Source organism: Streptomyces sp. NPDC006529, from assembly GCF_040611795.1.
Classification (GTDB): Bacteria; Actinomycetota; Actinomycetes; order Streptomycetales; family Streptomycetaceae; genus Streptomyces.
In genome coordinates this window covers 71,160-90,434 of sequence record NZ_JBEXPB010000024.1, presented here as the reverse complement: position 1 = coordinate 90,434, position 19,275 = coordinate 71,160, and the positions used below count along the sequence as shown (strand labels likewise).

Genomic DNA, 19,275 nt, shown 5'->3' with positions numbered 1-19,275 from the left:
CCTCGAACGCCGGCGGGGCTGACATCGCGCCCGGCGCAATCCAGCCCCACCGGCCCCGAGGTCAGACCGCGTCGCGGAAGCGGGTCGTCCGGTGCACCGGGTCCGTGTCGATCTGCGGGATCACGTGCTCGCCGATGAGCTTGACGGTGGTCATGGTGTCCTCGTACGACACCCCGGTCGGCAGACCGAAGGACAGCTGGTCGGCGCCCGCCTGCTCCCACCGCTTGCACTGCTGGAGCACCTCGGAGGGGTCGCCGCAGATCAGCAGTTCCTCGGCGATCAGCAGCTCGATGATCTCCGCGTTGTACTCGGGGAGGATTTCGGGCCACTGCGGGATCGCCTCGGGCCGCGGGAAGGTGTCGTGGTAGCGGAAGACCAGCGACTGGAAGCGGTTCATGTTGGCGTTGACGGCGATCTCGACGGCCTTGTCGTGGGTCTCGGCGCAGATCGCGGTCGAGGTGACCATGACGTTGTCGTTGACGAAGGCGCCGATGGCCTTCGCCTCCTGGATGGCCGTCTTGTACTGGTCCAGCACCCACGCCATGTCGGAGACCTTCTGCACGCTGAAGCCCAGCACGCCGAGGCCCTTCCTGGCCGCCATCGCGTACGAGGCGGGCGAGCCGGCGGCGTACCACATGGCCGGGTGGGCCTTGCCGTACGGCTTGGGGAAGATCTTCCGCGGCGGCAGCGACCAGTGCTTGCCCTGGAACCCCTCGTACTCCTCCTGGAGGAACATCTTGGGGAACTCCGCGATGGTCTCCTCCCAGATCTCCTTGGTGCCGTTCATGTCCTCGATGCCGGGGAGGAAGCCGAGGATCTCGTGGCTGCCCGCGCCACGGCCGGTGCCGAACTCGAAGCGGCCCTTGGAGAGGTGGTCGAGCATGGCGACCTTCTCGGCCACCTTGACCGGGTGGTTCACCGGGGCGAGCGGGTTGAAGATGCCGGAGCCGAGGTGGATGCGCTCGGTGGCGTGGGCGAGGTACCCGAGGAAGACCTCGTTCGCCGAGAGGTGGGAGTACTCCTCCAGGAAGTGGTGCTCCGAGGCCCAGGCGTACTTGAAGCCGGACTTGTCGGCCTGGATGACGTACTCGGTCTCCTCGATCAGCGCCTTGTGCTCTGCCTCGGGGTCGACCTTGGACCGCGCCTCAGCCACGTATCCCTGCACAAAGAGCCCGAATTCCAAGGGGTTCACCGTCCTTAGGTTTCTGACGTTGCGTCAGATCGATGGCCCTGACTGTTCCACCGCGTGCGGGAGCCGTCAATAGCTGACGCTCCATCAGATAGGCGCCTAGAGGATGCTGACGCCGGCCATCCAGCCGCCGTCGATCACGAAGGGCTGGCCGGTGATGTACGACGAGTCCTCGCTGGTCAGGAACAGGGCCAGGCGCGCGATCTCCTCCGGGCGGCCCACCCGCCCCATCGGCACGACCCGCTTGTACAGCTCCGCCATCGCGTCCCGCGCCTCGTCCGTCATCCCGGCCGGGTCCAGCAGCCCGGGGTTCGCCATGGGGGTGTCGACGGCCCCCGGGCACATCGCGTTGACCCGGATGTTCCCGGCGGCCAGCTCCAGCGCGGCCACCCGGGTCAGGCCGAGGATCGCCGCCTTGGTGGCGGCGTAGGCACCGACGTAAGCCATGCCCGTCAGACCCGTGTAGGACGAGGTGTTGACGATGGTGCCGCCGCCCGCCGCCCCGATCTCGGGGGCGACGGCCTTGATGCCGAGGAAGGTGCCGATCTGGTTGACCTGGATGATCTGCTGGAACTCCTCCAGCGGGGTGCTCACCAGCTCGTTGAAGCGCAGGATGCCCGCGTTGTTGACCAGCCCGTCGACCCGGCCGAAGGCCTCCTTCGCGGCGGCCACGGCGGCCGCCCAGTCCTCCTCCCGGCTCACGTCCATCCGTACGTACCGGGCCCGCTCCTCGCCGATCTCCTTGGCGACCGCGGCGCCCTGCTCGTCCAGCACGTCCCCCAGCAGCACCTTCGCGCCCTCGGCGGCGAAGATCCGGGCCTCCTGCTCGCCCTGGCCGCGCGCCGCCCCCGTGATGATGACGACGCGCCCGTCCAGCTTGCCCATGCCGATGCCCTCCGTGGTGGATTGGTTGGCCGTTCAGTCGCTCGGTCGCTCGGTCGTTCAGTCGTTGAGGAGGGGACCGACCTCGGACCCGAACGCGGCGATCTGGTCCACGAGTTCGGCCCGGTCGCGGCTGCGGAAGCGCACCTGTATCTGGTCCGCGCCGAGCGCCTTGTACGCGCGCAGGGACTCGGCCAACGCCTCCGCCTTGCCGGTGAGGGTGCGCCGGCCGGTGTCCCATCCGGGCTCCCCGACGTACAGCGCCTCGGTGATCGCGCCCATCTCGACGGGCGCGGTGACCCCGGCGGCGGCGCGCAGCTCGCGGATGCGGGCCATCCGGTCGGGGAGCTTCTCCCGCGGATCGCCCTGCGGGAGCCAGCCGTCGCCGCGCAGCGCCGCCCGGCGCAGGGCGGCGGGCGAGGACCCGCCGATCCACACCGGAATCCGCTCCTGGGCCGGGCGCGGCAGCTGCCCCAGGTCCTTGAAGGCGAAGGCCTCGCCCTCGAAGTCCGGGTACTCGCCGGGCCCGAGGGCCGCCCGAAGGGCGTCGAGGGTCTCGTCGAGCAGCGGTCCGCGCCGGGCGAAGTCCACGCCGAGGGCCTCGAACTCCTCCTGGACGTGCCCGGCGCCGACCCCCAGGATCAGCCGGCCGCCGCTGAGGTGGTCGAGGGTCGCGTACTGCTTGGCGCTGACCAGCGGGTGGCGCAGGCCGACGATCGCGACGTGGCTGAGCAGCCGTACGTTCTCGGTGACCGCGGCCAGGTAGGACAGGGTGGCGACCGGGTCGTACCAGACGGTGCCCATCGGCCCGGCGAGCCGCCGCGGGATGGCCACGTGGTCGCACGAGGCGAGGTACCCGAACCCGGCCCGGTCCGCGGCCCGCGCCACCTCGACCAGATCGGCCGCGCCGGCCGAGGCCTCCCAGGGCTCGGCGTAGAGGGTGCTCTGCGACTGGACCGGGAGCTGCATCCCGTAGACCAGCCGACCTTCCGGAAACACGCGCGCCATGCCGTCCCCGCCTCGCCTTCGTAGTGGAAGCCGCCTTCACCACCGCACGGACCGACGTGCCGTCCCGTGGAGCCGTGGGGCCATCGTCGTAGCTGACGCACCGTCAGGCAAGGCCCTCGGCAGCCCCGTTCGGACGGGCGCCGAGACCGACCGGCTGGCCACTCGCCTCGAATGTCCATACGATCATCGAATTCGCACGAGTAACGGGGGGAAACGACATGGGGTGGGACCTCAACGTGTCACAGACCGACCTGCGCGCCTCGGCGGGCGCGGTCGACACCTTGGTGACGGATCTGCGGCCGCACCTGAAGAAGGCGCTGACCGACCTCGCCGAGGCCGGAGCGTCCTTCGCACCGTGGACCGCGGGGGCCAGGATGACGGGGGCGAGCCAGGGGTGGGGCGACGCGCTGGGCACCCTTCAGGACGTCTTCGCGAGCCATGCCGAAGGCCTGCGGCTGCTCGCCGACGGACACGACGCCCTGGAGCACGACGTCATATCCAAGTTCCGGGGCTGGTGAGCGCCCGCGATGCCGGAACTCTTCGCACAGCTCATGCGGCAGGACTTCGCCGAGATCGAGGCGGCCACCGCCTCCTGGAAGAAGCTCGCCAAGGCACTGGACGACACGCAGTCCGGCAGCCGCAGGCGGGTGAGCGGCCCGCTGCACAAGGCGGGCTGGACCGGAGCGGCCGCGACCAACGGCTTCGACGCGATGGAGGCCACCGAGACCAAACTCGGCACCGGCCAGCGCAACGCGGTCCTGATCTCGGTGGTCCTGCACGCCCTCAGCACCAAGATGCAGGCGGCCCAGCGCACCCTGCGCCACGCCGTGTCCGACGCCGAACAGGCCGGGCACACGGTCCGTGACGACGGCTGGGTCGAGGCCAAACAGGCGGTCGATCCCGCCTACCACAACGACCCCGACTACCAGGCCGTGCAGCAGCAGGCCAACAGCGGCCTGGGCGGCTACCGCGCGCGGATCGAGGCGGCGGTGAACGAGGCGGTCGGCGTCAGCGCCAACGCCACCGAGACGCTCCGCCAGCTCGACCCCTTCGACCTCGACAAGCGCTACGGCGGCGAGAACGCGCAGAAGGACGCGGCGGCGGTCGCCGCGTTCGCCGGGATCAGTCCCAAGGACATCCCGGACGGCAAGGACCCGCAGCGCTCCCAGGAGTGGTGGGCCTCGCTGGACGACGAGAAGCGGGGTTTCTACCTCGCGGCCTACCCCGACGCCATCGGCGCCCTGGACGGCCTGCCCACCCCCGTCCGCGACCACGCCAACCGGGACGTCCTGGACCAGCGCCTGAACGACTACGCGCTGCGCGAGAGCAGCCTCGGCTACCACGACCGCTACGGCTACCGGGGGCTGACCGCCCTCAAGGACCGCCTGGAGAAGTCCGACAGCGGGCCCGCCCACAAGCAGCTGTACCTCCTCGGCTTCGGCACCGAGAAGGACGGCCGCGCCATCGTCGCCCTGGGCAACCCGGACACCGCCCGGCACACGGCGGTGCTGGTCCCGGGCACGGACACGCAACTGGACAAGTTCGGCGGCCAGATCAGCCGCATCGACAAACTCCAGGACGCCGCCGGACGCCGGACCACGGGAACGGATGTGTCCGTGATCAGCTGGATGGACTACGACGCTCCCGAGCCGGACCTCAGCGTGGCCACCCGCGGCAGGGCGGAGGCGGGTGCGCAGGACCTGCGCGACTTCACGCACGGACTGCGCGCCTCCCACCAGGGCGACCCGGCCCACCTCACCGTCATCGGACACAGCTACGGCTCGACCATGACGGGCGCCGCCGACGCCGGCGGCGCGGGCCTCGGAGCGGACGACGTCCTGGTGGTCGGCAGCCCGGGCCTGACCGTGGAACGCGCGGACCAGCTGCACGTCGACCCCCGGCACCTGTGGGTCGGCGCCGCCGCGGACGACTTCGTCTCCAACGACCTCTCGGGACTCACCCTCGGCGAGGATCCGAAGGATCCCGGGTTCGGCGCGCAGCGGATGTACGTGGACACGGCCGGGCACAGCGGCTACTGGGACGAGGGCAGCAAGAGCCTGAACAATCAGGGCCGCATCATCGCCGGCAAGACGCCCGAAGGGCCCCGCTCATGAACCGACGGAAGAACGCTGCGGTCGCGCTGGCGCTCGTCCTGCTGCTGGGAGGCTGCATGTCCGACGACGGAATCAACGATCCCCTGCCCCGGATGAGCAGGGAGAAGGCGGAGGAGTGGGGCCGGCACTGGGTGGAATCCATGGTGCGCACCACGCAGGGCGAGACCCTGCCCGGCACCCTGGAGCCCCACTTCTCCGAATGCACCGGCAAGGGCAGCGAAACGGCCGAGGACGGCCGGTTCACCCTCCAGTACAACGGGCGCGCCACCGTGCCGCGCGACAAGCAGCAGGCGGCCATCCGGGCGCTGCGGGACGAGCTCAAGACCCAGGGCTTCGAGATCGTCGGCTACCGGGAGGACACCAGCGTGGATCCCGCCTACCTGGTGGACGCCCAGCACCCGAAGGACCGGCAGTTCGTCAGCGCGGAAGACCTCGACGGCAACACCTTCACCTACGTGGTCAACACCCCCTGCCTCCTGCCGCCCGGCGTCGAGCAGCAGCGGTTCTGACCTCGCGGGGCCTGGGCCCCGCGCCCTGCGTTGGCTAGGGTGCGGTGCCCGGGCCGGCAGGGGCGCGGAGTGCGGGTGCGAGTGGGTTGTGCGAGTGCGGGAGACGCGCGTGGAGCTGTTGCTGACCCTGGTGAGCGGGATCGCCTGGACCGTCGTCTACGTCGAGGCCATCCGGCTCGGGCTGCGGCAGCGGACGTACGCGATGCCCGTGGCCGCGCTCGCGCTCAACTTCGCGTGGGAGACGACGTACGCCGTGAACGACGTGCGCGGCGGGATCTCCGCGCAGGGGGTCGTCAACATCGTGTGGGCCGTCGCCGACCTGGTGATCGTCTGTACGTTCCTGCGCTTCGGGCGGGCCGAGCTGCCCGGATTCGTCACCCGGCCGCTGTTCGCCGTCTGGAGCGTGCTCGTCTTCGGCAGCGCGTTCGCCGTGCAGTGGCTCTTCCTCGCGCACTTCGGCGCGCACGACGCGTCCCGCTATTCCGCGTTCCTGCAGAACCTGCTGATGTCCGGGCTGTTCATCGCGCTGTTCGCGGGGCGCGGCGGGGCGCGCGGGCAGAGCCTGGTCGTCGCCGTCGCCAAATGGCTCGGCACGCTGGCCCCGACGCTGCTGTTCGGGGTGATCGAGGACGCGCCGTTCATCCTCGGACTGGGCCTGCTGTGCTCGGTGTTCGACCTCGCCTACATCGCCCTGCTGGCGCGCGAGCGCGCTCTGCGCCTCACGGACAAGGACACGGACACTGACACTGACTCGGACGGCGCGCGGCGGATCAGGCCGCCAGAGCCCGCTTGACGGCGGCGAGCGAAGGGTTCACCAGGGCCTGTTCGGTGCCCGTCGCGGAGCGGACGCGGACCGTGGGGACGGTCTCGTTGCCGTCCGCAACGCTGCGGACGAAGGCGGCCGCCTCGGGGTCGCGCCAGATGTTGACGGGCCGGTAACGGGTGCCGGTGAGACGCAACTTGAGCCACAGCTTCATGCAGAAGACGCATCCGGGCCGCCAGTAGACGGTGATTTCAGGGCTCATGGGGTGCACCCTACGGCGGGGCGCGCACCAGGTCACCCCGCTGGGGGCGGCGGGGATCCGGCCGCCGGGAAGCGGACCCGCACCGTCAGGCCGCCGGACGGGGCCGGGTTGGCCTCGGCGGTCAGGGCCGCGCCGTGCGCCCGCGCGATCGAGGCGACGATCGAGAGCCCGAGGCCCGCGCCCTCGCCCGCCGTGTGACGCCGTTCCGCGCGCCGCCGGAACGGCTCCAGCAGCCGGGCCACCTCTCCGGGCGGGATCACCGGGCCGGTGTTCGAGACCGTGAGGACCCCGTCGGGCGAGGTCCGCAGCTCGATGCGGCCGCCCGGGCGGTTGTGGCGCACCGCGTTGGCCAGGAGGTTGCGGACCAGGTGGCCCAGGAGCAGCCGGTCCCCCGCCACCGCAAGCGGCGCCAGCGCCCGCTCCACCGACAGCCCGGCCGGCCGGTCCGGCCCGAGCGCCCCCTCCCCCGTGCACTCCGCCAGCTCCGCCGCCGCCAGCGCGGCGAGGTCCACCGTCCGCGTGCTCTCCAGACCCTCCTCGGACACCGCGAGGAGCAGCAGCGACTCGATGAGGTGCTCGCTGGAGTCCGCGACCCCGATCAGCTTCTCGCGGATACGGGCCACCTTCGCCGGATCCGGCTCCCCGGCCAGCCCGATCTCGGCCGCCGCCCGCTGCACCGCGAGCGGGGTGCGCAGTTCGTGGGCGGCGTTCGCCGCGAACCGCCGCTGGGCGCCGACCAGGTCCTCCATCCGGTCGAGCATCCCGTCGAAGGTGTCCGCGAGCCGCTTCAGCTCGCCGGGGGGCGCGGCCAGGCCGATCCGCTCGTGCAGGTTCGCCCCGGACAGCCGCCGGGCCGTCTCGGTGATCACCCCGACGGGGCGCAGCACCCGGCCCGACATCCACCAGGCCAGCCAGATCGACAGCACCGCGAACACGGCGAGCGCGACCAGGGACACGGTCAGCAGCTCGTGCAGCGCGGCCCGCTCGGCGGCGCTGCTGAGGTCGCGGGTGGCCCGGTACGTCGCCAGCTGCTCCGGGGTCAGCGCGGCGCCCGGCGCCTTCTGGGCCGGCACGGCGAGCGCCGGCCCCTCGCGCAGGGTCTGCGTCTGGTGGAGGGCCGGGGCGTAGGTGGTGACGGCCTGGTTGATGCTGCGGAACAGGCCCTTGCGGACCAGGACGTTCAGCAGCGCGACCAGGCCGCCGCCCGCGAGCACCAGCAGCGCGCCGTAGAGCGTGGTCAGCCGGGCGCGCTCGCTGCGTGGCAACAAGGCGGCCGGCGAGAGGTACGGGCGGAGCCGGCCGGCCCCGCGGACCGGGTGCGCCCCGCGGACCGGGTGCGTCCCACGGACCGGGTGCGCCCCGCGGACCCCGGGGGTCCCGCGCCTCCCCCTCATCGCGGGATCCGGTAGCCCGCGCCCGGCACGGTCTCGATCAGCGGCGGCTCGCCCAGCTTGGCGCGCAGCTTGCTGAGCGTGACCCGGACGGCGTTCGTGCGGTAGCTGGTGTCCGCCTCCCACACCTGCTCGATCAGGTCCTCGTTGCTGATCACCGCCCCCTCGGCACGCAGCAGCGCCTCCAGGACCGCGAACTCTTTCCGCGACAGGGCGAGCCGGTGCCCGTCGCGGACCGCACTGCGCCGCGCCGTGTCCAGGGCGATCCCGGCGGCCTCCAGCACGGGCGGCAGCGCGGGCCGGGCGCGCCGGCCCAGGGCGAGGACCCGGGCGAGGAGTTCGTCGTAGGCGAAGGGCTTGGTCAGGTAGTCGTCAGCGCCCAGGCCGAGGCCCTCCACCCGGTCGCGGACCGTGCCGGAGGCGGTGAGCATCAGGACCCGGGTGAGCAGCCGCTCGCGCACCACCTGGCGGCACACCTCGTCGCCGTGCAGCCCGGGCAGGTCGCGGTCCAGGACGAGGACGTCGTACGCGCCGAGGCGCAGCCGCCGCAGGGCCTCCGGGCCGTCGCTCGCCTCGTCCACGGCCAGCGCGTCGCGGCGCAGACCCTCGGCGATCATCTCCCGGAGGAACTCCTCGTCCTCCACCACCAGAACTCGCATGGTGTCCTCTTTACCGGAGAGGCGCATTTCGCCGTTGTAAGCACGGGGCCTTAGAGAAGGGAGATCCCCTCCTCGCGCAGGCTCTGCCGCATGAAGCGATCCACGACCACGACCACGGCCGCCCTCCTCACCGGGATGGCCCTCTTCGTCACCGCGTGCGCGGGCGGCTCCGGCGGCCCGGACGGGAAGAAGGACGGAAAGCAGGAGTCCTCGAACTCGGCCGGCGCGAGCGGTGGAGCAAACGGCGGCGCAAACGGCGGCACGGACGCCGACAAGGCGCTCAAGACGCGCAAGTGCCTGCGCGACAACGGCATCGACGCCCCCGACCCCAAGCCGGGCGAGGACCCGCGGGGCATGACGTTGGGCGCGGGCGGCGACCCGGAGGCGGTGAAGAAGGCGTTCGAGAAGTGCGGCATGCAGGCCCCGGGCACCGGCGAGGTCCGCCAGGCGGACAAGGACAAGGCCCTCAAGACGGCGAAGTGCATGCGGGACCACGGCTTCGACGTGCCGGACCCGGAGTTCAACGGGAGCGCGATGAGTGCCACCTCGATACCCGAGGGCGTCGACAAGGACGCCTTCGTCGCCCGGATGAACAAGTGCAGCGCGGGCGAATGAGCGGGCGCCGGAAGTGGTTCCTGGGCTCGGTGGCCCTCGTGCTCGCCGTAGCGGGGGGCGGGTACGCGGTCGTCGCGCAGGCCGGGACGGGCAGCGAGGAGACCCACCGCCGGCGCACGGACGGGCTGCCGGGCGCGACGGCGCCGGTCACCCGCGGCGACCTGGCCTCCGGCCTGCGGGTCGACGGCACGCTCGGGTACGCGCAGGAGCGCAAGCTCAGCGCCCCGGGAGGCGCGCCGGGGACGGGCGGCAGCGGTACGGGCCCGGGCACAGGAGCCGGCTCCGCCACCCTGACCTGGGCCGCCCCCGCCGGTTCCGCGGTCGAGCGCGACGGCAGGCTCTACGAGGTCAACGGCAGGGTGGTGCGCCTGATGTACGGCACCACCCCCGTCTACCGGACCATGCGCGGCGGGGACAAGGGCGAGGACGTCAAGCAGCTCAAGCGCAACCTCCAGGCCCTCGGCTTCGGCACCGGCCTGGACGCCACGGACGCCACCTTCACCGCGGGCACCGTCACCGGCGTCAAGCGCTGGCAGAAGTCCCACGGTCTCAAGGAGACGGGCGAGATCGGCAGGGAGGACATCACGTTCGCCCCGGGTCCACAGCGGGTCCAGAAGAACGACATGGCGGTCGGCGACGACGCGGGGTCCGGCACGCCCGTGCTGACCCTGACCGGAACCGAGCGGATGGTCCGCTTCCAGCTGGACGTGGCCAAGGCGGGCACGGTCAAGGCGGGTGACCCCGTGACGGTGGGCCTGCCCGGCGGCGGCGTCGCCCAGGGGAAGATCGAGTCGGTGGGCAGCACCGCCAACCCCGACGACCCGGCCACCGGCGGCAGCGGCGGCGACAAGAAGCCGAAGGTCCGGATCGACGTCACCCTCGACGACGCCGCCGGGGCCAAGGGCCCCGACCAGGCGCCCGTCTCGGTGAACCTGACCGGCGAGGTCCGCAAGAACGTCCTCTCCGTACCGGTCAACTCCCTCCTCGCCCTCGCCGAAGGCGGCTTCGGCGTCCAGGTCGTGGAGAACGGCACGGTCCGCGAGGTCAAGGTCGAACCGGGCATGTTCGGCAAGGGCCGCGTCGAGGTCAAGGGGGACGCCCTCACCGAGGGCATGCGCGTGGGAGTACCGGCGTCATGACCGATCCCGTCTTCGCGGGCGCGCCCGCGCCGCCCGCCCCCCGGCACGCCCGTCCCGTCGTCGAGCTGACCGCGGTCACCAAGGAGTACCCCGGCGGGGTCTCGGCCCTGCGCGGGGTCGACCTCACCGTCATGAACGGCGAACTCCTCGCCATCGTCGGCCCGTCGGGATCGGGCAAGTCGACGCTGCTGCACATCGTGGGGACCCTGGACCGGCCGAGCGCGGGCCGCGTCGCCATCGCCGGGTACGACATCGCGAGCCTCTCCGACCGCTCGCTCTCCGCCCTGCGCTCCCGGCACGTCGGCTTCGTCTTCCAGTCCTTCCACCTGGTCCCGGGCATCAGCGCCCGGGCCAACGTCGCCGAGGGCCTGCTGTACTCGGGCCTCTCCCGGGCCGAGCGCGGACGGCGGGCCGAGCGTGCCCTGGAGCGCGTCGGCCTCGGCGACCGCATGGACCACCGGCCGCACGAACTCTCCGGCGGCCAGAAGCAGCGCGTGGCGATCGCCCGGGCCGTCGCGGGCGAACCCGACCTGCTGCTCGCCGACGAACCGACGGGCGCGCTCGACACGGCGTCCGGCGCCTCGGTGATGGAGCTGCTGCGCGAACTGAACGAGGACGGAGCCACCATCGCCGTGATCACCCACGACAACGAGATCGCGGCGAGCCTGCCCCGGCAGGTCCGCCTGCGCGACGGAGCGATCGTGGCGGACGGGTGGAACGCCGGCGCGCCCGACGGCGGCGCCGCGGGGGTGATCGCGTGAGGGCGGCCCGTACGAACGCCCGCGCCCGGCGCTCCGGCCGCCGGCTCTCGCCGCCGCGGCTGGGACCCGGGGACGTCCTGCACGTGGGCTCGGCGGGGCTGCGCTCGCGTCCGCTGCGCGTCTTCCTGTCCGCGCTCGGCATCGCCATCGGCATCGCGACGATGATCGCGGTGGTCGGCGTCTCCTCGTCCAGCCAGGCCAAGCTGCTGCGCGAACTCGACGCGCTGGGCACGAACATGCTGGTCGCGACCCCGGCCGCGGCCATGTTCTCCGGGCAGGACACCAGCCTGCCGAAGGAAGCCCCGGGCATGATCGCCCGGATCGACGGAGTCGAGTCGGTCGGAACGACGGGGGACGTCAAGGAAACGGTCCGCCGCAGCGAGAACATCCCGAAGGAGGAGACCGGCGGCATCGCCCTCAAGGCGGCCAAGGACGACCTGCTCCAAACCCTGCGCGCGCGGATGCGCGCCGGAAGCTGGCTCAACGACGCCACGGGCCGCTATCCCGCCGTCGTCCTCGGCCACGTCGCGGCCGAGCGCCTGGGCATCACGGCGCCGGGCGGCCAGGTCTTCATCGGCGGCCGGTACTTCACCGTGACCGGCGTCCTGGACCCGGTCCCGCTGGCCCCCGAGATCGAGCGTTCGGCGCTGATCGGCTGGGAGGCGGCGCAGAGCCTGCTGGGCTTCGACGGCCACCCCACCTCCGTCTACGAGCGTTCCGCGGACGACCGCGTGCGGGCGGTCCGCGCCCTCATGGGCAGGACCGCCAACCCGGCGTCGCCGGGCGCGGTGGCGGTCACCGACCCGTCGGCGGCGCTCCAGGCGAAGGCGGCCACCGAGGGTGCCTTCAGCACCCTGCTGCTCGGGCTGGGCGGCATCGCCCTGCTGGTGGGCGGGGTCGGCGTGGCCAACACGATGATCATCTCGGTGCTGGAGCGGCGCCACGAGATCGGGCTGCGGCGCTCCCTGGGCGCGACCAGGGGCCAGATCAGGGTGCAGTTCGTGACGGAGTCCCTCCTGCTGTCGGGACTCGGCGGCCTGGCCGGCATCGCGCTCGGCGGGATCGCCACCCTGGTCTACGCACGGGCGGGCGACCTGCCCTGGGTGGTTCCGCCGTGGGCGGTGACGGGCGGCTTCGGCGCGACCCTGGTCATCGGCACCGTCGCGGGCCTCTACCCGGCGGTGCGGGCGGCCCGCCTGTCCCCGACGCTGGCCCTGCAGGCGGCGTAGCGGCGGCGGGAGGCGGCGGGCGGGCCCGGGCGGGGGCGTGAGGGTGCGTGCAGACCGCTACGGCCCGCCGGGGGTCCCGTCGTACATTGATCTGATGAGAACTCCACGGCAGGCAGCGCGAATTGTCGTCCTCTCGCCCAGCGGATCGGTCTTCCTGTTCCGCGAGAACAACATCGAAGTGGGGATCCACTGGCTGCCGCCCGGCGGCGGCATCGACCCCGGCGAGAGCCCCGAGGAGTGCGTGCGGCGCGAACTGCGCGAGGAGACCGGCTGGACGGACCTCGCCCCGCAGCGGCTGCTGTGCACCTGGGAGCACGATTTCACCCACCAGGGCATCCCGGTCCGCCAGCACGAGCACATCTACGTCACCACCGGCCCGCACCGCGACCCCGTCCCCGAATACCCGGAGGCCCACTGGCAGTGGCTCTCCCCGCCGCACCTCGCCGCCCTGGGCGAGCCCCTGTGGCCCCCGCTGCTCCCTGACCTGCTGGCGGCGGGACCGGACTCGGGGCCGGTGCACCTGGGGCTGGTGGACCAGGTCATCGGGTAGCGCGCGGGGCCGGGGCCCCGGGGCTGGTGGCGCAGGTCATCGGGTAGCGCGCGGGGCCGGGCCCGTCAGGCGTTCGGCGCGGTGGCCTTCGCGTAGAGCGCGGACGCCCAGGCACCGAAGACGGTGCTGGTGGAGACGTCGTCGGTGTCGCCGCCCGTCAGGATGCCGATGATCTTTCCGTCGCGGGCGATCCAGGCGCTGCCGCTCGTGCCGCCGGGGAAGTCGGCGCAGTCGAAGCGCTGTTCGGTCGCGCTGTCGCGGACGGTGACGGCGGTGCAGGTCCGGGGCACCTTGCGGTCGGCCGGATACCCGGTGACCGTGACCTCCTCGGCGGACCGGCCGGAGGCGTCGAAGGGGGCGGCGCCGGTGACGTCCTCGATGGAGCGGCCCGCGGCGTCCGGGGCGAGCCGGGCAAAGGCGAGGTCGAAGTCGTCGTCGTTCTCCTCGGACCAGTGCGGGTCCTCGAAGACCTTCTCGACCTTCCAGGTGCCGTAGGGCGCGCTCCCGTTCGCGTACGCGGGTGCGAAGACCGCTCCGGCGCCGCCCTGGTCCCCGGCGACCAGGCAGTGCCCGGCCGTGACGATCGTGTTGCGGCCCGCGCTGTGCACGACGGTCGCCGTGCAGAAGTGGTCCCCGTCGAGGCCGCCGGTGAAGAGCGCCCCCGCGATGGCCGTGGGCGTGCCGGGCGGGGACGAGGGGGCGGCCGGGGCGGGGGTGCCGGACGCGGACGGGGCGGGGGTGCCGACCGGAGCCGGGGTGGTCCGCTGCGACTGGGCGGATGATTGCGATCGCGATGGCGAAGTGGTCGGCCGCTTGGCCGCGGGCGCAGCCTTGGCGTGCGCGGAGGACGGCGCCTCCGGGGCCGGCACCACCTGGGTCATGGCGGCGGAGGCGCCGAGCGCCGCCACCGCGCACAGCACCACGGTCACCACGGTCCGCTTGTCCACCACAGCCGCCCCTTCCCCTTTGCTCCGGCGAAGCATGCCTTGAGGCCACGCCGACCGCAAGGGGCGGCCCGCCCCGGGCCGCCGCGCTCCACCCTCTCACTGGACACGGGAGGTGGCGGAGGCGGTCACCGAATACCCGGGACGGCGCCCCCTAAGCCACCCACAGCCCTTCGGGGGAGAGCCCCAGCAGGTCGATCGCGTTGCCGCGGACGATGCGCTCCACGACGTCCGGGGCGAGGTGGCCCATCTGGCCCTCGCCGACCTCGCGGGACTTGGGCCAGGTGGAGTCCGAGTGCGGGTAGTCCGTCTCGTACAGGACGTTCGGCACGCCGATCGCGTCCAGGTTCTTCAGCCCGAAGGCGTCGTCGAAGAAGCAGCCGAAGACGTGCTCGGCGAAGAGTTCCGACGGCGGCCGCAGCACCTTGTCGGCGACGCCGCCCCAGCCGCGGTTCTCCTCCCAGACCACGTTCGCGCGCTCCAGGATGTAGGGGATCCAGCCGATCTGGCCCTCCGCGTACATGATCCGCAGGTTCGGGAAGCGCTCGAACTTGCCGCTCATCAGCCAATCGACCATGGAGAAGCAGCAGTTGGCGAAGGTGATCGTGGATCCGACGGCGGGCGGTGCGTCCGCCGAGGTCGAGGGCATCTTCGACGAGGAGCCGATGTGCATGGCGATGACCGTGCCGGTCTCGTCGCACGCCCGCAGGAAGGGGTCCCACGCGTCCGTGTGGATGGACGGCAGGCCCAGGTGCGGCGGTATCTCGGAGAAGGCGACCGCCCGCACCCCGCGCGCCGCGTTGCGCCGGACCTCCGCCGCGGCGAGTTCGGCGTCCCAGAGCGGGATGAGGGTGAGCGGGATCAGCCGGCCCTGCGCGAGCGGGCCGCACCACTCCTCCACCATCCAGTCGTTGTAGGCCCGGACGCCGAGGAGCCCCAGGTCGCGGTCCTTGGCCTCGGTGAAGGTCTGCCCGCAAAACCGCGGGAAGGTGGGGAAGCACAGGGCCGACTGGACGTGGTTGACGTCCATGTCGGCGAGGCGTTCGGGAACCGAGAAGGACCCCGGACGCATCTGCTCGTAGGTGATGACTTCCAGTTTGATCTCGTCGCGGTCGTATCCGACCGCCGTGTCCAGTCGGGTCAGCGGCCGGTGCAGGTCTTCGTAGACCCACCAGTCGCCGATCGGCCCGTCGTCGCCCTTGGCGCCCATGACCGGGGCGAACTTGCCGCCCAGGAAGGTCATTTCCTTGAGGGGGGCACGGACGACGCGGGGGCCGACGTCGTGGTACCTGGACGGGAGCCGGTCCCGCCAGACGTGGGGCGGCTCCACCGTGTGGTCGTCCACCGAGATGATCTTCGGGAAGGTCTCCATGAGCACCACGGTAGCGTTGATCTGACGATGCGTCAGCTAGTTGGACGGCGATCGGTCCCCGGCGGACTGACGTGCCACCGCAAGACAGGGCAGACTGGCCACCACACCGACGGAAGGCAGGGGGGACGACGATGGACGGAATGCCGGCCATCCCGCACCAGCGGAACCACCCCGAGGCATCCCGGCCCGGCGCCGCGGCAGCCCGGTCCGCCGTACCCCCTCCGCCCGCCCCGCCCGAACCGGAACCGGCTCCCGTGACACCGACCGCACCCGAGACCGCCCGCCAGGCCTCCCCCGAGGCCGCCCGCGAGGCCGCCGCCGACAGCGCCCGCGAGGCCGCCCGCCGGGCCGCCCCCGCCCGGCCGGCCGCGACCCCCTCCGGGGACACGTCCGCGCCCGGCTCTCGGTTCGCCGTACTCGGCCCCATCCGCGCCTGGCGCGGCGACGAGGCCCTCTCCTCCGGCAGTCCGCAGCAGCGCGCCCTGCTCGCCGCGCTGCTGCTGCGCGACGGCCGCACCGCCACCGCGCCCGAGCTGATCGACGCGATCTGGGGCGAGGACCCGCCCCCGCAGGCGCTGGCCGCCATCCGCACCTACGCGTCCCGGCTACGCAAGGTGCTCGACACCGGGCTGCTGGTCAGCGAGTCCGGCGGGTACGCCATCCGGCTCGGCTCCAGCGCCGCCCTCGACCTCGGCGTCGCCCGCGCCCTCAGCACCGACGCCGACAAGGCCCGCGCCGCCGGTGACCGCCCCCTGGCCCGCACCCTGCTGAACCGGGCCCTGGACCTGTGGGACGGCGAACCCCTCGCCGGGGTCCCCGGCCCCTACGCCGAGACCGAACGCGTGCGGCTCGGCGAATGGCGCCTCCAGCTCCTGGAGACCCGCCTCGACCTCGACCTCGAAGTCGGCAGCCACGCCGAGGCCGTCTCCGAACTCACCGCGCTCACCGCCGCCCACCCGCTGCGCGAGCGCCTGCGCGAGCTGCTCATGCTCGCCCTCTACCGCAGCGGCCGCCAGGCCGAGGCCCTCGCCGTCTACGCCGACACCCGCCGCCTCCTCGCCGACGAGCTGGGCGTCGACCCGCGCCCCGAACTCGCCGCCCTCCAGCAGCGGATCCTGCGCGCCGACGCCGAACTCGCCCGCGCCGCCGATCCGGCGCCGGCCGCCGTCCCCGCCCAGGTCCGCCCTGCGCAACTGCCCGCGACCGTGCCCGACTTCACCGGCCGCGCCGCCTTCGTCACCGAACTGGGCCGGGTCCTGGCGGGCGCCGACGGCCAGGTCATGGCCGTCTCCGCGCTCGCGGGCATCGGCGGGGTCGGCAAGACCACCCTCGCCGTGCACGTCGCACACGCCGCCCGCCCGCACTTCCCCGACGGACAGCTCTACGTCGACCTCCAGGGCACCGAGGCCCGCCCCGTCGAGCCCGAAGCCGTCCTCGGCGCCTTCCTGCGCGCGCTCGGCACCCCCGACACCCGGATCCCCGACTCCCCCGCCGAACGGGCCGCGCTCTACCGCTCCACCCTCGACGGCCGCCGCGTCCTGGTCCTCCTCGACAACGCGCGCGACGCCGCCCAGGTGCGCCCCCTGCTCCCCGGCACCGCGGGCTGCGCCACGCTGGTGACCAGCCGGGTCCGGATGGCCGGGCTCGCCGGCGCCCACCTCGTCGACCTCGACGTGATGAGCCCCGACGAAGCGCTGCTCCTGTTCACCCGGATCGTCGGCGCCGAGCGGGTCGGCGCCGAGCGCCAGGCCGCCCTCGACGTCGTCGGGGCCTGCGGCTTCCTGCCCCTGGCGATCCGCATCGCCGCCTCCCGGCTCGCCGCCCGCCGCACCTGGACCGTGTCCGTCCTCGCCGCGAAGCTCGCCGACGAGCGCCGCCGCCTGGACGAGCTCCAGGCCGGTGACCTCGCGGTCAAGGCCACCTTCGAGCTCGGCTACGGCCAGCTGGAGCCCGCCCAGCAGCGCGCCTTCCGGCTGCTGGGCCTCGCCGACGGCCCCGACATTTCGCTGCGCGCCGCGGCCGCCGTGCTCGACCGGCCCGAGCACACGACCGAGGACCTGCTGGAGGCCCTCGTCGACTGCTCCCTGCTGGAATCCGCCGCCCCCGGCCGCTACCGCTTCCACGACCTCGTCCGGCTCTACGCGCGTGCGTGCGCGGAACGCGACGAGCACCCCGCGAGCGAGCGGACCGCCGCCCTGGACCGGCTCCTCGACTTCTACCTCGCCACCGCCTCCCGCGTGTACGCGCTGGAGCGCCCCGGCGACCGCCTCGTGGCCCACCTGTCCCCGACCCGCTACCCGGGACGGGACTTCACCGAGCCGCGCGCCGCGCTGGACTGGCTGTACGCCGAGGCGGACACCGTCCTCGCGTGCGTGCGCCAGGCGGCGATCCGCGCGGTCGCCCCCGGCGGCGGGCACGACGGCGCGTCCGGCGGGGGGCCCGACGGCGGGCCCGGCGGCCGGCCCGGCGGCACGCTGCGGCGGGCCGTGGACCTGCTGTGGGCGGCCAAGGACCTCGCCGAATCGGGCGCCAACTCCAAGCAGTACGAGTCCACGGCCGGAGCCGTCCGCGACGCGGCGCGCGCCGCCGGGGACCCGCGCGCCGAGGGCCGGGCCCGCACCACCCTCACCACCGTCCACCTGATCGCCGGCCGCTTCACCGCGGCGGACGACGAGGCCCGCCGGGCCCACGCCCTGGCCAAGGCCGCCGAGGACCCGCTGCCCAGCTGCTGGGCGCCCAACGACCGCGGGATCATCGCCCTGCACCAGGGCCGCTACGCGGACGGCGAGCGCTTCCTGCTGGAGGCCATCGACAACTTCCGCGCCGACGGCAACCACGTCGGCGAGGCCAGCGCCCTGTGCAACCTCTCCCGCATCCACGTGGAGATCGGGCGGCTGCCCAGCGCCATAGAGCTGGCCCGGCAGGGCATCGCCATCTACGACCGGATGGGCCTGAGCCTGCGGCTCGCCAACGGCCGCTACGCCCTGGGCATCGCCCTGACCCAGGCCGGACGGCTCCAGGACGCCCAGGAGCAGCTCACCGAGGCGCTCTCGCTGTTCCACGAGAACCGCCAGCCGCTGTGGGAGGGCGTGACCCACTTCCGGCTCGCCGAGGCCCACCTGGCCGCGCGCCGCCCCACGCTCGCCGCCTCGCACGCCGAGCAGGCGATCGCGCTGCGCGGGATCGGCGGCGAGTGGCGCCGGGCGACCGTCCTGACCGTGCTGGGCAAGGCGCTGCGGAGCCTGGGGCAGACCGACCGGGCGCGGGTGTGCTGGCGGGACGCGGAGACCGTCTTCGAGCAGCTGGGCTCGCCCGAACTGACGGAAGTACGGGCCCTGCTGGCCTCGGCGATCGCCGCGTGACCGCAGGCGCCGGGCGGCGATGAACGGGGCGTTCATCGTTCGTTTATCGCCACCCGCCACCATGAGTACATCGACTCGTCGCATCGGGGGAGCGGACGGGTCGCTGGACCACCCGTTCGGCGGTCGCGGGGGAATCGCCGAACGGGCCCGACCCATCATCAGGAGTGCGCGATGACGACGAACGAGAACGCCCTGCCGAACGTGCCGAACGTGACCGCCGTACCCACGGCACCGGCCACCGCCGGCCTGCTGCCGCTGACCGACGACGGTGAGCTGAAGCCGCTCGACAACCACGCCTCGGGCGCCGAAGCCAAGCCCGCGGACAACCACGCCTCGGGCGAGGAACTCCAGACGATGGACAACCACGCGTCGGGACCCCGCCCGTAAGGGGCGCTCACACGTCCGGTCCCCACCCGTCACAGGGGGTAATGGGCAGGGACTGACGAAGGTACGGGGGACGGTGGTCGCGGTGGCCCGGAGGGGGAGCCATCGCGACCACCGCGTATCCATGTCCGCAGCCGGGCCG

General features: G+C 73.1%; 19 protein-coding genes. 11 read left to right on the top strand and 8 right to left on the bottom strand.

What is annotated here, in order from left to right; all coding sequences use genetic code 11:
- Positions 1 to 61 precede the first annotated feature (61 nt).
- The 3 genes from ABZY31_RS18510 to ABZY31_RS18500 form a co-directional block, all read right to left on the bottom strand.
- Positions 62 to 1,183, bottom strand: coding sequence for an LLM class flavin-dependent oxidoreductase (locus ABZY31_RS18510; RefSeq protein ID WP_356411517.1), 1,122 nt, complete (start codon positions 1,181 to 1,183; stop codon positions 62 to 64).
- A 105-nt stretch (positions 1,184 to 1,288) separates the two neighbouring features.
- Positions 1,289 to 2,074, bottom strand: coding sequence for a glucose 1-dehydrogenase (locus ABZY31_RS18505; protein ID WP_356411470.1), 786 nt, complete (start codon positions 2,072 to 2,074; stop codon positions 1,289 to 1,291).
- A gap of 57 nt (positions 2,075 to 2,131) precedes the next feature.
- A complete protein-coding gene (locus ABZY31_RS18500; RefSeq protein ID WP_356411467.1) occupies positions 2,132 to 3,079 on the bottom strand; it encodes an LLM class F420-dependent oxidoreductase in 948 nt (315 codons plus the stop codon).
- A gap of 236 nt (positions 3,080 to 3,315) precedes the next feature.
- Here ABZY31_RS18500 and ABZY31_RS18495 point away from each other — a divergent pair, with 236 nt between their 5' ends.
- The 4 genes from ABZY31_RS18495 (at position 3,316) to ABZY31_RS18480 (ending at position 6,495) form a co-directional block, all read left to right on the top strand.
- Positions 3,316 to 3,597, top strand: coding sequence for a hypothetical protein (locus ABZY31_RS18495; RefSeq protein ID WP_356411465.1), 282 nt, complete (start codon positions 3,316 to 3,318; stop codon positions 3,595 to 3,597).
- A 9-nt stretch (positions 3,598 to 3,606) separates the two neighbouring features.
- A complete protein-coding gene (locus tag ABZY31_RS18490; protein WP_356411462.1) occupies positions 3,607 to 5,193 on the top strand; it encodes an alpha/beta hydrolase in 1,587 nt (528 codons plus the stop codon).
- A complete protein-coding gene (locus tag ABZY31_RS18485; protein WP_356411459.1) occupies positions 5,190 to 5,702 on the top strand; it encodes a hypothetical protein in 513 nt (170 codons plus the stop codon). The genes ABZY31_RS18490 and ABZY31_RS18485 overlap by 4 nt, the downstream gene beginning before the upstream one ends.
- Before the next feature lie 109 nt (positions 5,703 to 5,811).
- The gene (locus ABZY31_RS18480) at positions 5,812 to 6,495 is read left to right on the top strand and encodes a hypothetical protein (protein ID WP_356411456.1); all 684 of its coding nucleotides are present in this window, start codon (positions 5,812 to 5,814) and stop codon (positions 6,493 to 6,495) included.
- Here the strand turns inward: ABZY31_RS18480 and ABZY31_RS18475 are convergent.
- The 3 genes from ABZY31_RS18475 to ABZY31_RS18465 form a co-directional block, all read right to left on the bottom strand.
- The gene (locus ABZY31_RS18475) at positions 6,473 to 6,727 is read right to left on the bottom strand and encodes a glutaredoxin domain-containing protein (RefSeq protein ID WP_356411453.1); all 255 of its coding nucleotides are present in this window, start codon (positions 6,725 to 6,727) and stop codon (positions 6,473 to 6,475) included. The two genes, ABZY31_RS18480 and ABZY31_RS18475, sit on opposite strands and share 23 nt — an antisense overlap.
- A 32-nt stretch (positions 6,728 to 6,759) precedes the next feature.
- Positions 6,760 to 7,995 (bottom strand): ATP-binding protein, encoded by a 1,236-nt coding sequence (locus ABZY31_RS18470; RefSeq protein WP_356411450.1) that lies wholly within the window; start codon positions 7,993 to 7,995, stop codon positions 6,760 to 6,762.
- Between the two features lie 122 nt (positions 7,996 to 8,117).
- On the bottom strand, positions 8,118 to 8,777 hold the full coding sequence (locus ABZY31_RS18465; RefSeq protein ID WP_356411447.1) for a response regulator transcription factor: 660 nt from the start codon (positions 8,775 to 8,777) through the stop codon (positions 8,118 to 8,120).
- A 90-nt stretch (positions 8,778 to 8,867) separates the two neighbouring features.
- Between ABZY31_RS18465 and ABZY31_RS18460 the strand changes: the two genes are divergently transcribed.
- From ABZY31_RS18460 to ABZY31_RS18440, 5 genes are all read left to right on the top strand, one after another.
- The gene (locus ABZY31_RS18460) at positions 8,868 to 9,392 is read left to right on the top strand and encodes a hypothetical protein (RefSeq protein WP_356411444.1); all 525 of its coding nucleotides are present in this window, start codon (positions 8,868 to 8,870) and stop codon (positions 9,390 to 9,392) included.
- Positions 9,389 to 10,531, top strand: coding sequence for a peptidoglycan-binding protein (locus ABZY31_RS18455; RefSeq protein WP_356411441.1), 1,143 nt, complete (start codon positions 9,389 to 9,391; stop codon positions 10,529 to 10,531). The genes ABZY31_RS18460 and ABZY31_RS18455 overlap by 4 nt, the downstream gene beginning before the upstream one ends.
- A complete protein-coding gene (locus tag ABZY31_RS18450; protein ID WP_356411438.1) occupies positions 10,528 to 11,292 on the top strand; it encodes an ABC transporter ATP-binding protein in 765 nt (254 codons plus the stop codon). Before ABZY31_RS18455 ends, ABZY31_RS18450 begins: the two co-directional genes overlap by 4 nt.
- Positions 11,289 to 12,521, top strand: coding sequence for an ABC transporter permease (locus ABZY31_RS18445; protein WP_356411435.1), 1,233 nt, complete (start codon positions 11,289 to 11,291; stop codon positions 12,519 to 12,521). Before ABZY31_RS18450 ends, ABZY31_RS18445 begins: the two co-directional genes overlap by 4 nt.
- Positions 12,522 to 12,615: 94 nt before the next feature.
- The gene (locus tag ABZY31_RS18440) at positions 12,616 to 13,071 is read left to right on the top strand and encodes an NUDIX domain-containing protein (protein WP_356411432.1); all 456 of its coding nucleotides are present in this window, start codon (positions 12,616 to 12,618) and stop codon (positions 13,069 to 13,071) included.
- Positions 13,072 to 13,136: 65 nt separating this feature from the next.
- Here ABZY31_RS18440 and ABZY31_RS18435 read toward each other — a convergent pair whose 3' ends face one another.
- Both ABZY31_RS18435 and ABZY31_RS18430 read right to left on the bottom strand, forming a co-directional pair.
- Positions 13,137 to 14,018, bottom strand: a complete 882-nt coding sequence (locus ABZY31_RS18435; RefSeq protein ID WP_356411429.1) for a trypsin-like serine protease — start codon at positions 14,016 to 14,018, stop codon at positions 13,137 to 13,139.
- 151 nt (positions 14,019 to 14,169) lie between these two features.
- On the bottom strand, positions 14,170 to 15,387 hold the full coding sequence (locus ABZY31_RS18430; RefSeq protein WP_356411426.1) for an amidohydrolase family protein: 1,218 nt from the start codon (positions 15,385 to 15,387) through the stop codon (positions 14,170 to 14,172).
- A gap of 254 nt (positions 15,388 to 15,641) precedes the next feature.
- Between ABZY31_RS18430 and ABZY31_RS18425 the strand changes: the two genes are divergently transcribed.
- Both ABZY31_RS18425 and ABZY31_RS18420 read left to right on the top strand, forming a co-directional pair.
- Positions 15,642 to 18,749, top strand: coding sequence for a BTAD domain-containing putative transcriptional regulator (locus ABZY31_RS18425; RefSeq protein ID WP_356411423.1), 3,108 nt, complete (start codon positions 15,642 to 15,644; stop codon positions 18,747 to 18,749).
- A 171-nt stretch (positions 18,750 to 18,920) separates the two neighbouring features.
- Positions 18,921 to 19,136, top strand: a complete 216-nt coding sequence (locus ABZY31_RS18420) for a hypothetical protein (protein ID WP_356411420.1) — start codon at positions 18,921 to 18,923, stop codon at positions 19,134 to 19,136.
- Positions 19,137 to 19,275 lie beyond the last annotated feature (139 nt).

Coding starts and splice junctions, on each gene's coding strand:
- ABZY31_RS18450 (WP_356411438.1), top strand. CDS start 10,528: ATGACCGATCCCGTCTTCGCGGGCGCGCCCGCGCCGCCCGCCCCCCGG.
- ABZY31_RS18460 (WP_356411444.1), top strand. CDS start 8,868: ATGAAGCGATCCACGACCACGACCACGGCCGCCCTCCTCACCGGGATG.
- ABZY31_RS18485 (WP_356411459.1), top strand. CDS start 5,190: ATGAACCGACGGAAGAACGCTGCGGTCGCGCTGGCGCTCGTCCTGCTG.
- ABZY31_RS18430 (WP_356411426.1), bottom strand. CDS start 15,387: ATGGAGACCTTCCCGAAGATCATCTCGGTGGACGACCACACGGTGGAG.
- ABZY31_RS18475 (WP_356411453.1), bottom strand. CDS start 6,727: ATGAGCCCTGAAATCACCGTCTACTGGCGGCCCGGATGCGTCTTCTGC.
- ABZY31_RS18500 (WP_356411467.1), bottom strand. CDS start 3,079: ATGGCGCGCGTGTTTCCGGAAGGTCGGCTGGTCTACGGGATGCAGCTC.
- ABZY31_RS18455 (WP_356411441.1), top strand. CDS start 9,389: ATGAGCGGGCGCCGGAAGTGGTTCCTGGGCTCGGTGGCCCTCGTGCTC.
- ABZY31_RS18420 (WP_356411420.1), top strand. CDS start 18,921: ATGACGACGAACGAGAACGCCCTGCCGAACGTGCCGAACGTGACCGCC.
- ABZY31_RS18465 (WP_356411447.1), bottom strand. CDS start 8,777: ATGCGAGTTCTGGTGGTGGAGGACGAGGAGTTCCTCCGGGAGATGATC.
- ABZY31_RS18490 (WP_356411462.1), top strand. CDS start 3,607: ATGCCGGAACTCTTCGCACAGCTCATGCGGCAGGACTTCGCCGAGATC.
- ABZY31_RS18505 (WP_356411470.1), bottom strand. CDS start 2,074: ATGGGCAAGCTGGACGGGCGCGTCGTCATCATCACGGGGGCGGCGCGC.
- ABZY31_RS18440 (WP_356411432.1), top strand. CDS start 12,616: ATGAGAACTCCACGGCAGGCAGCGCGAATTGTCGTCCTCTCGCCCAGC.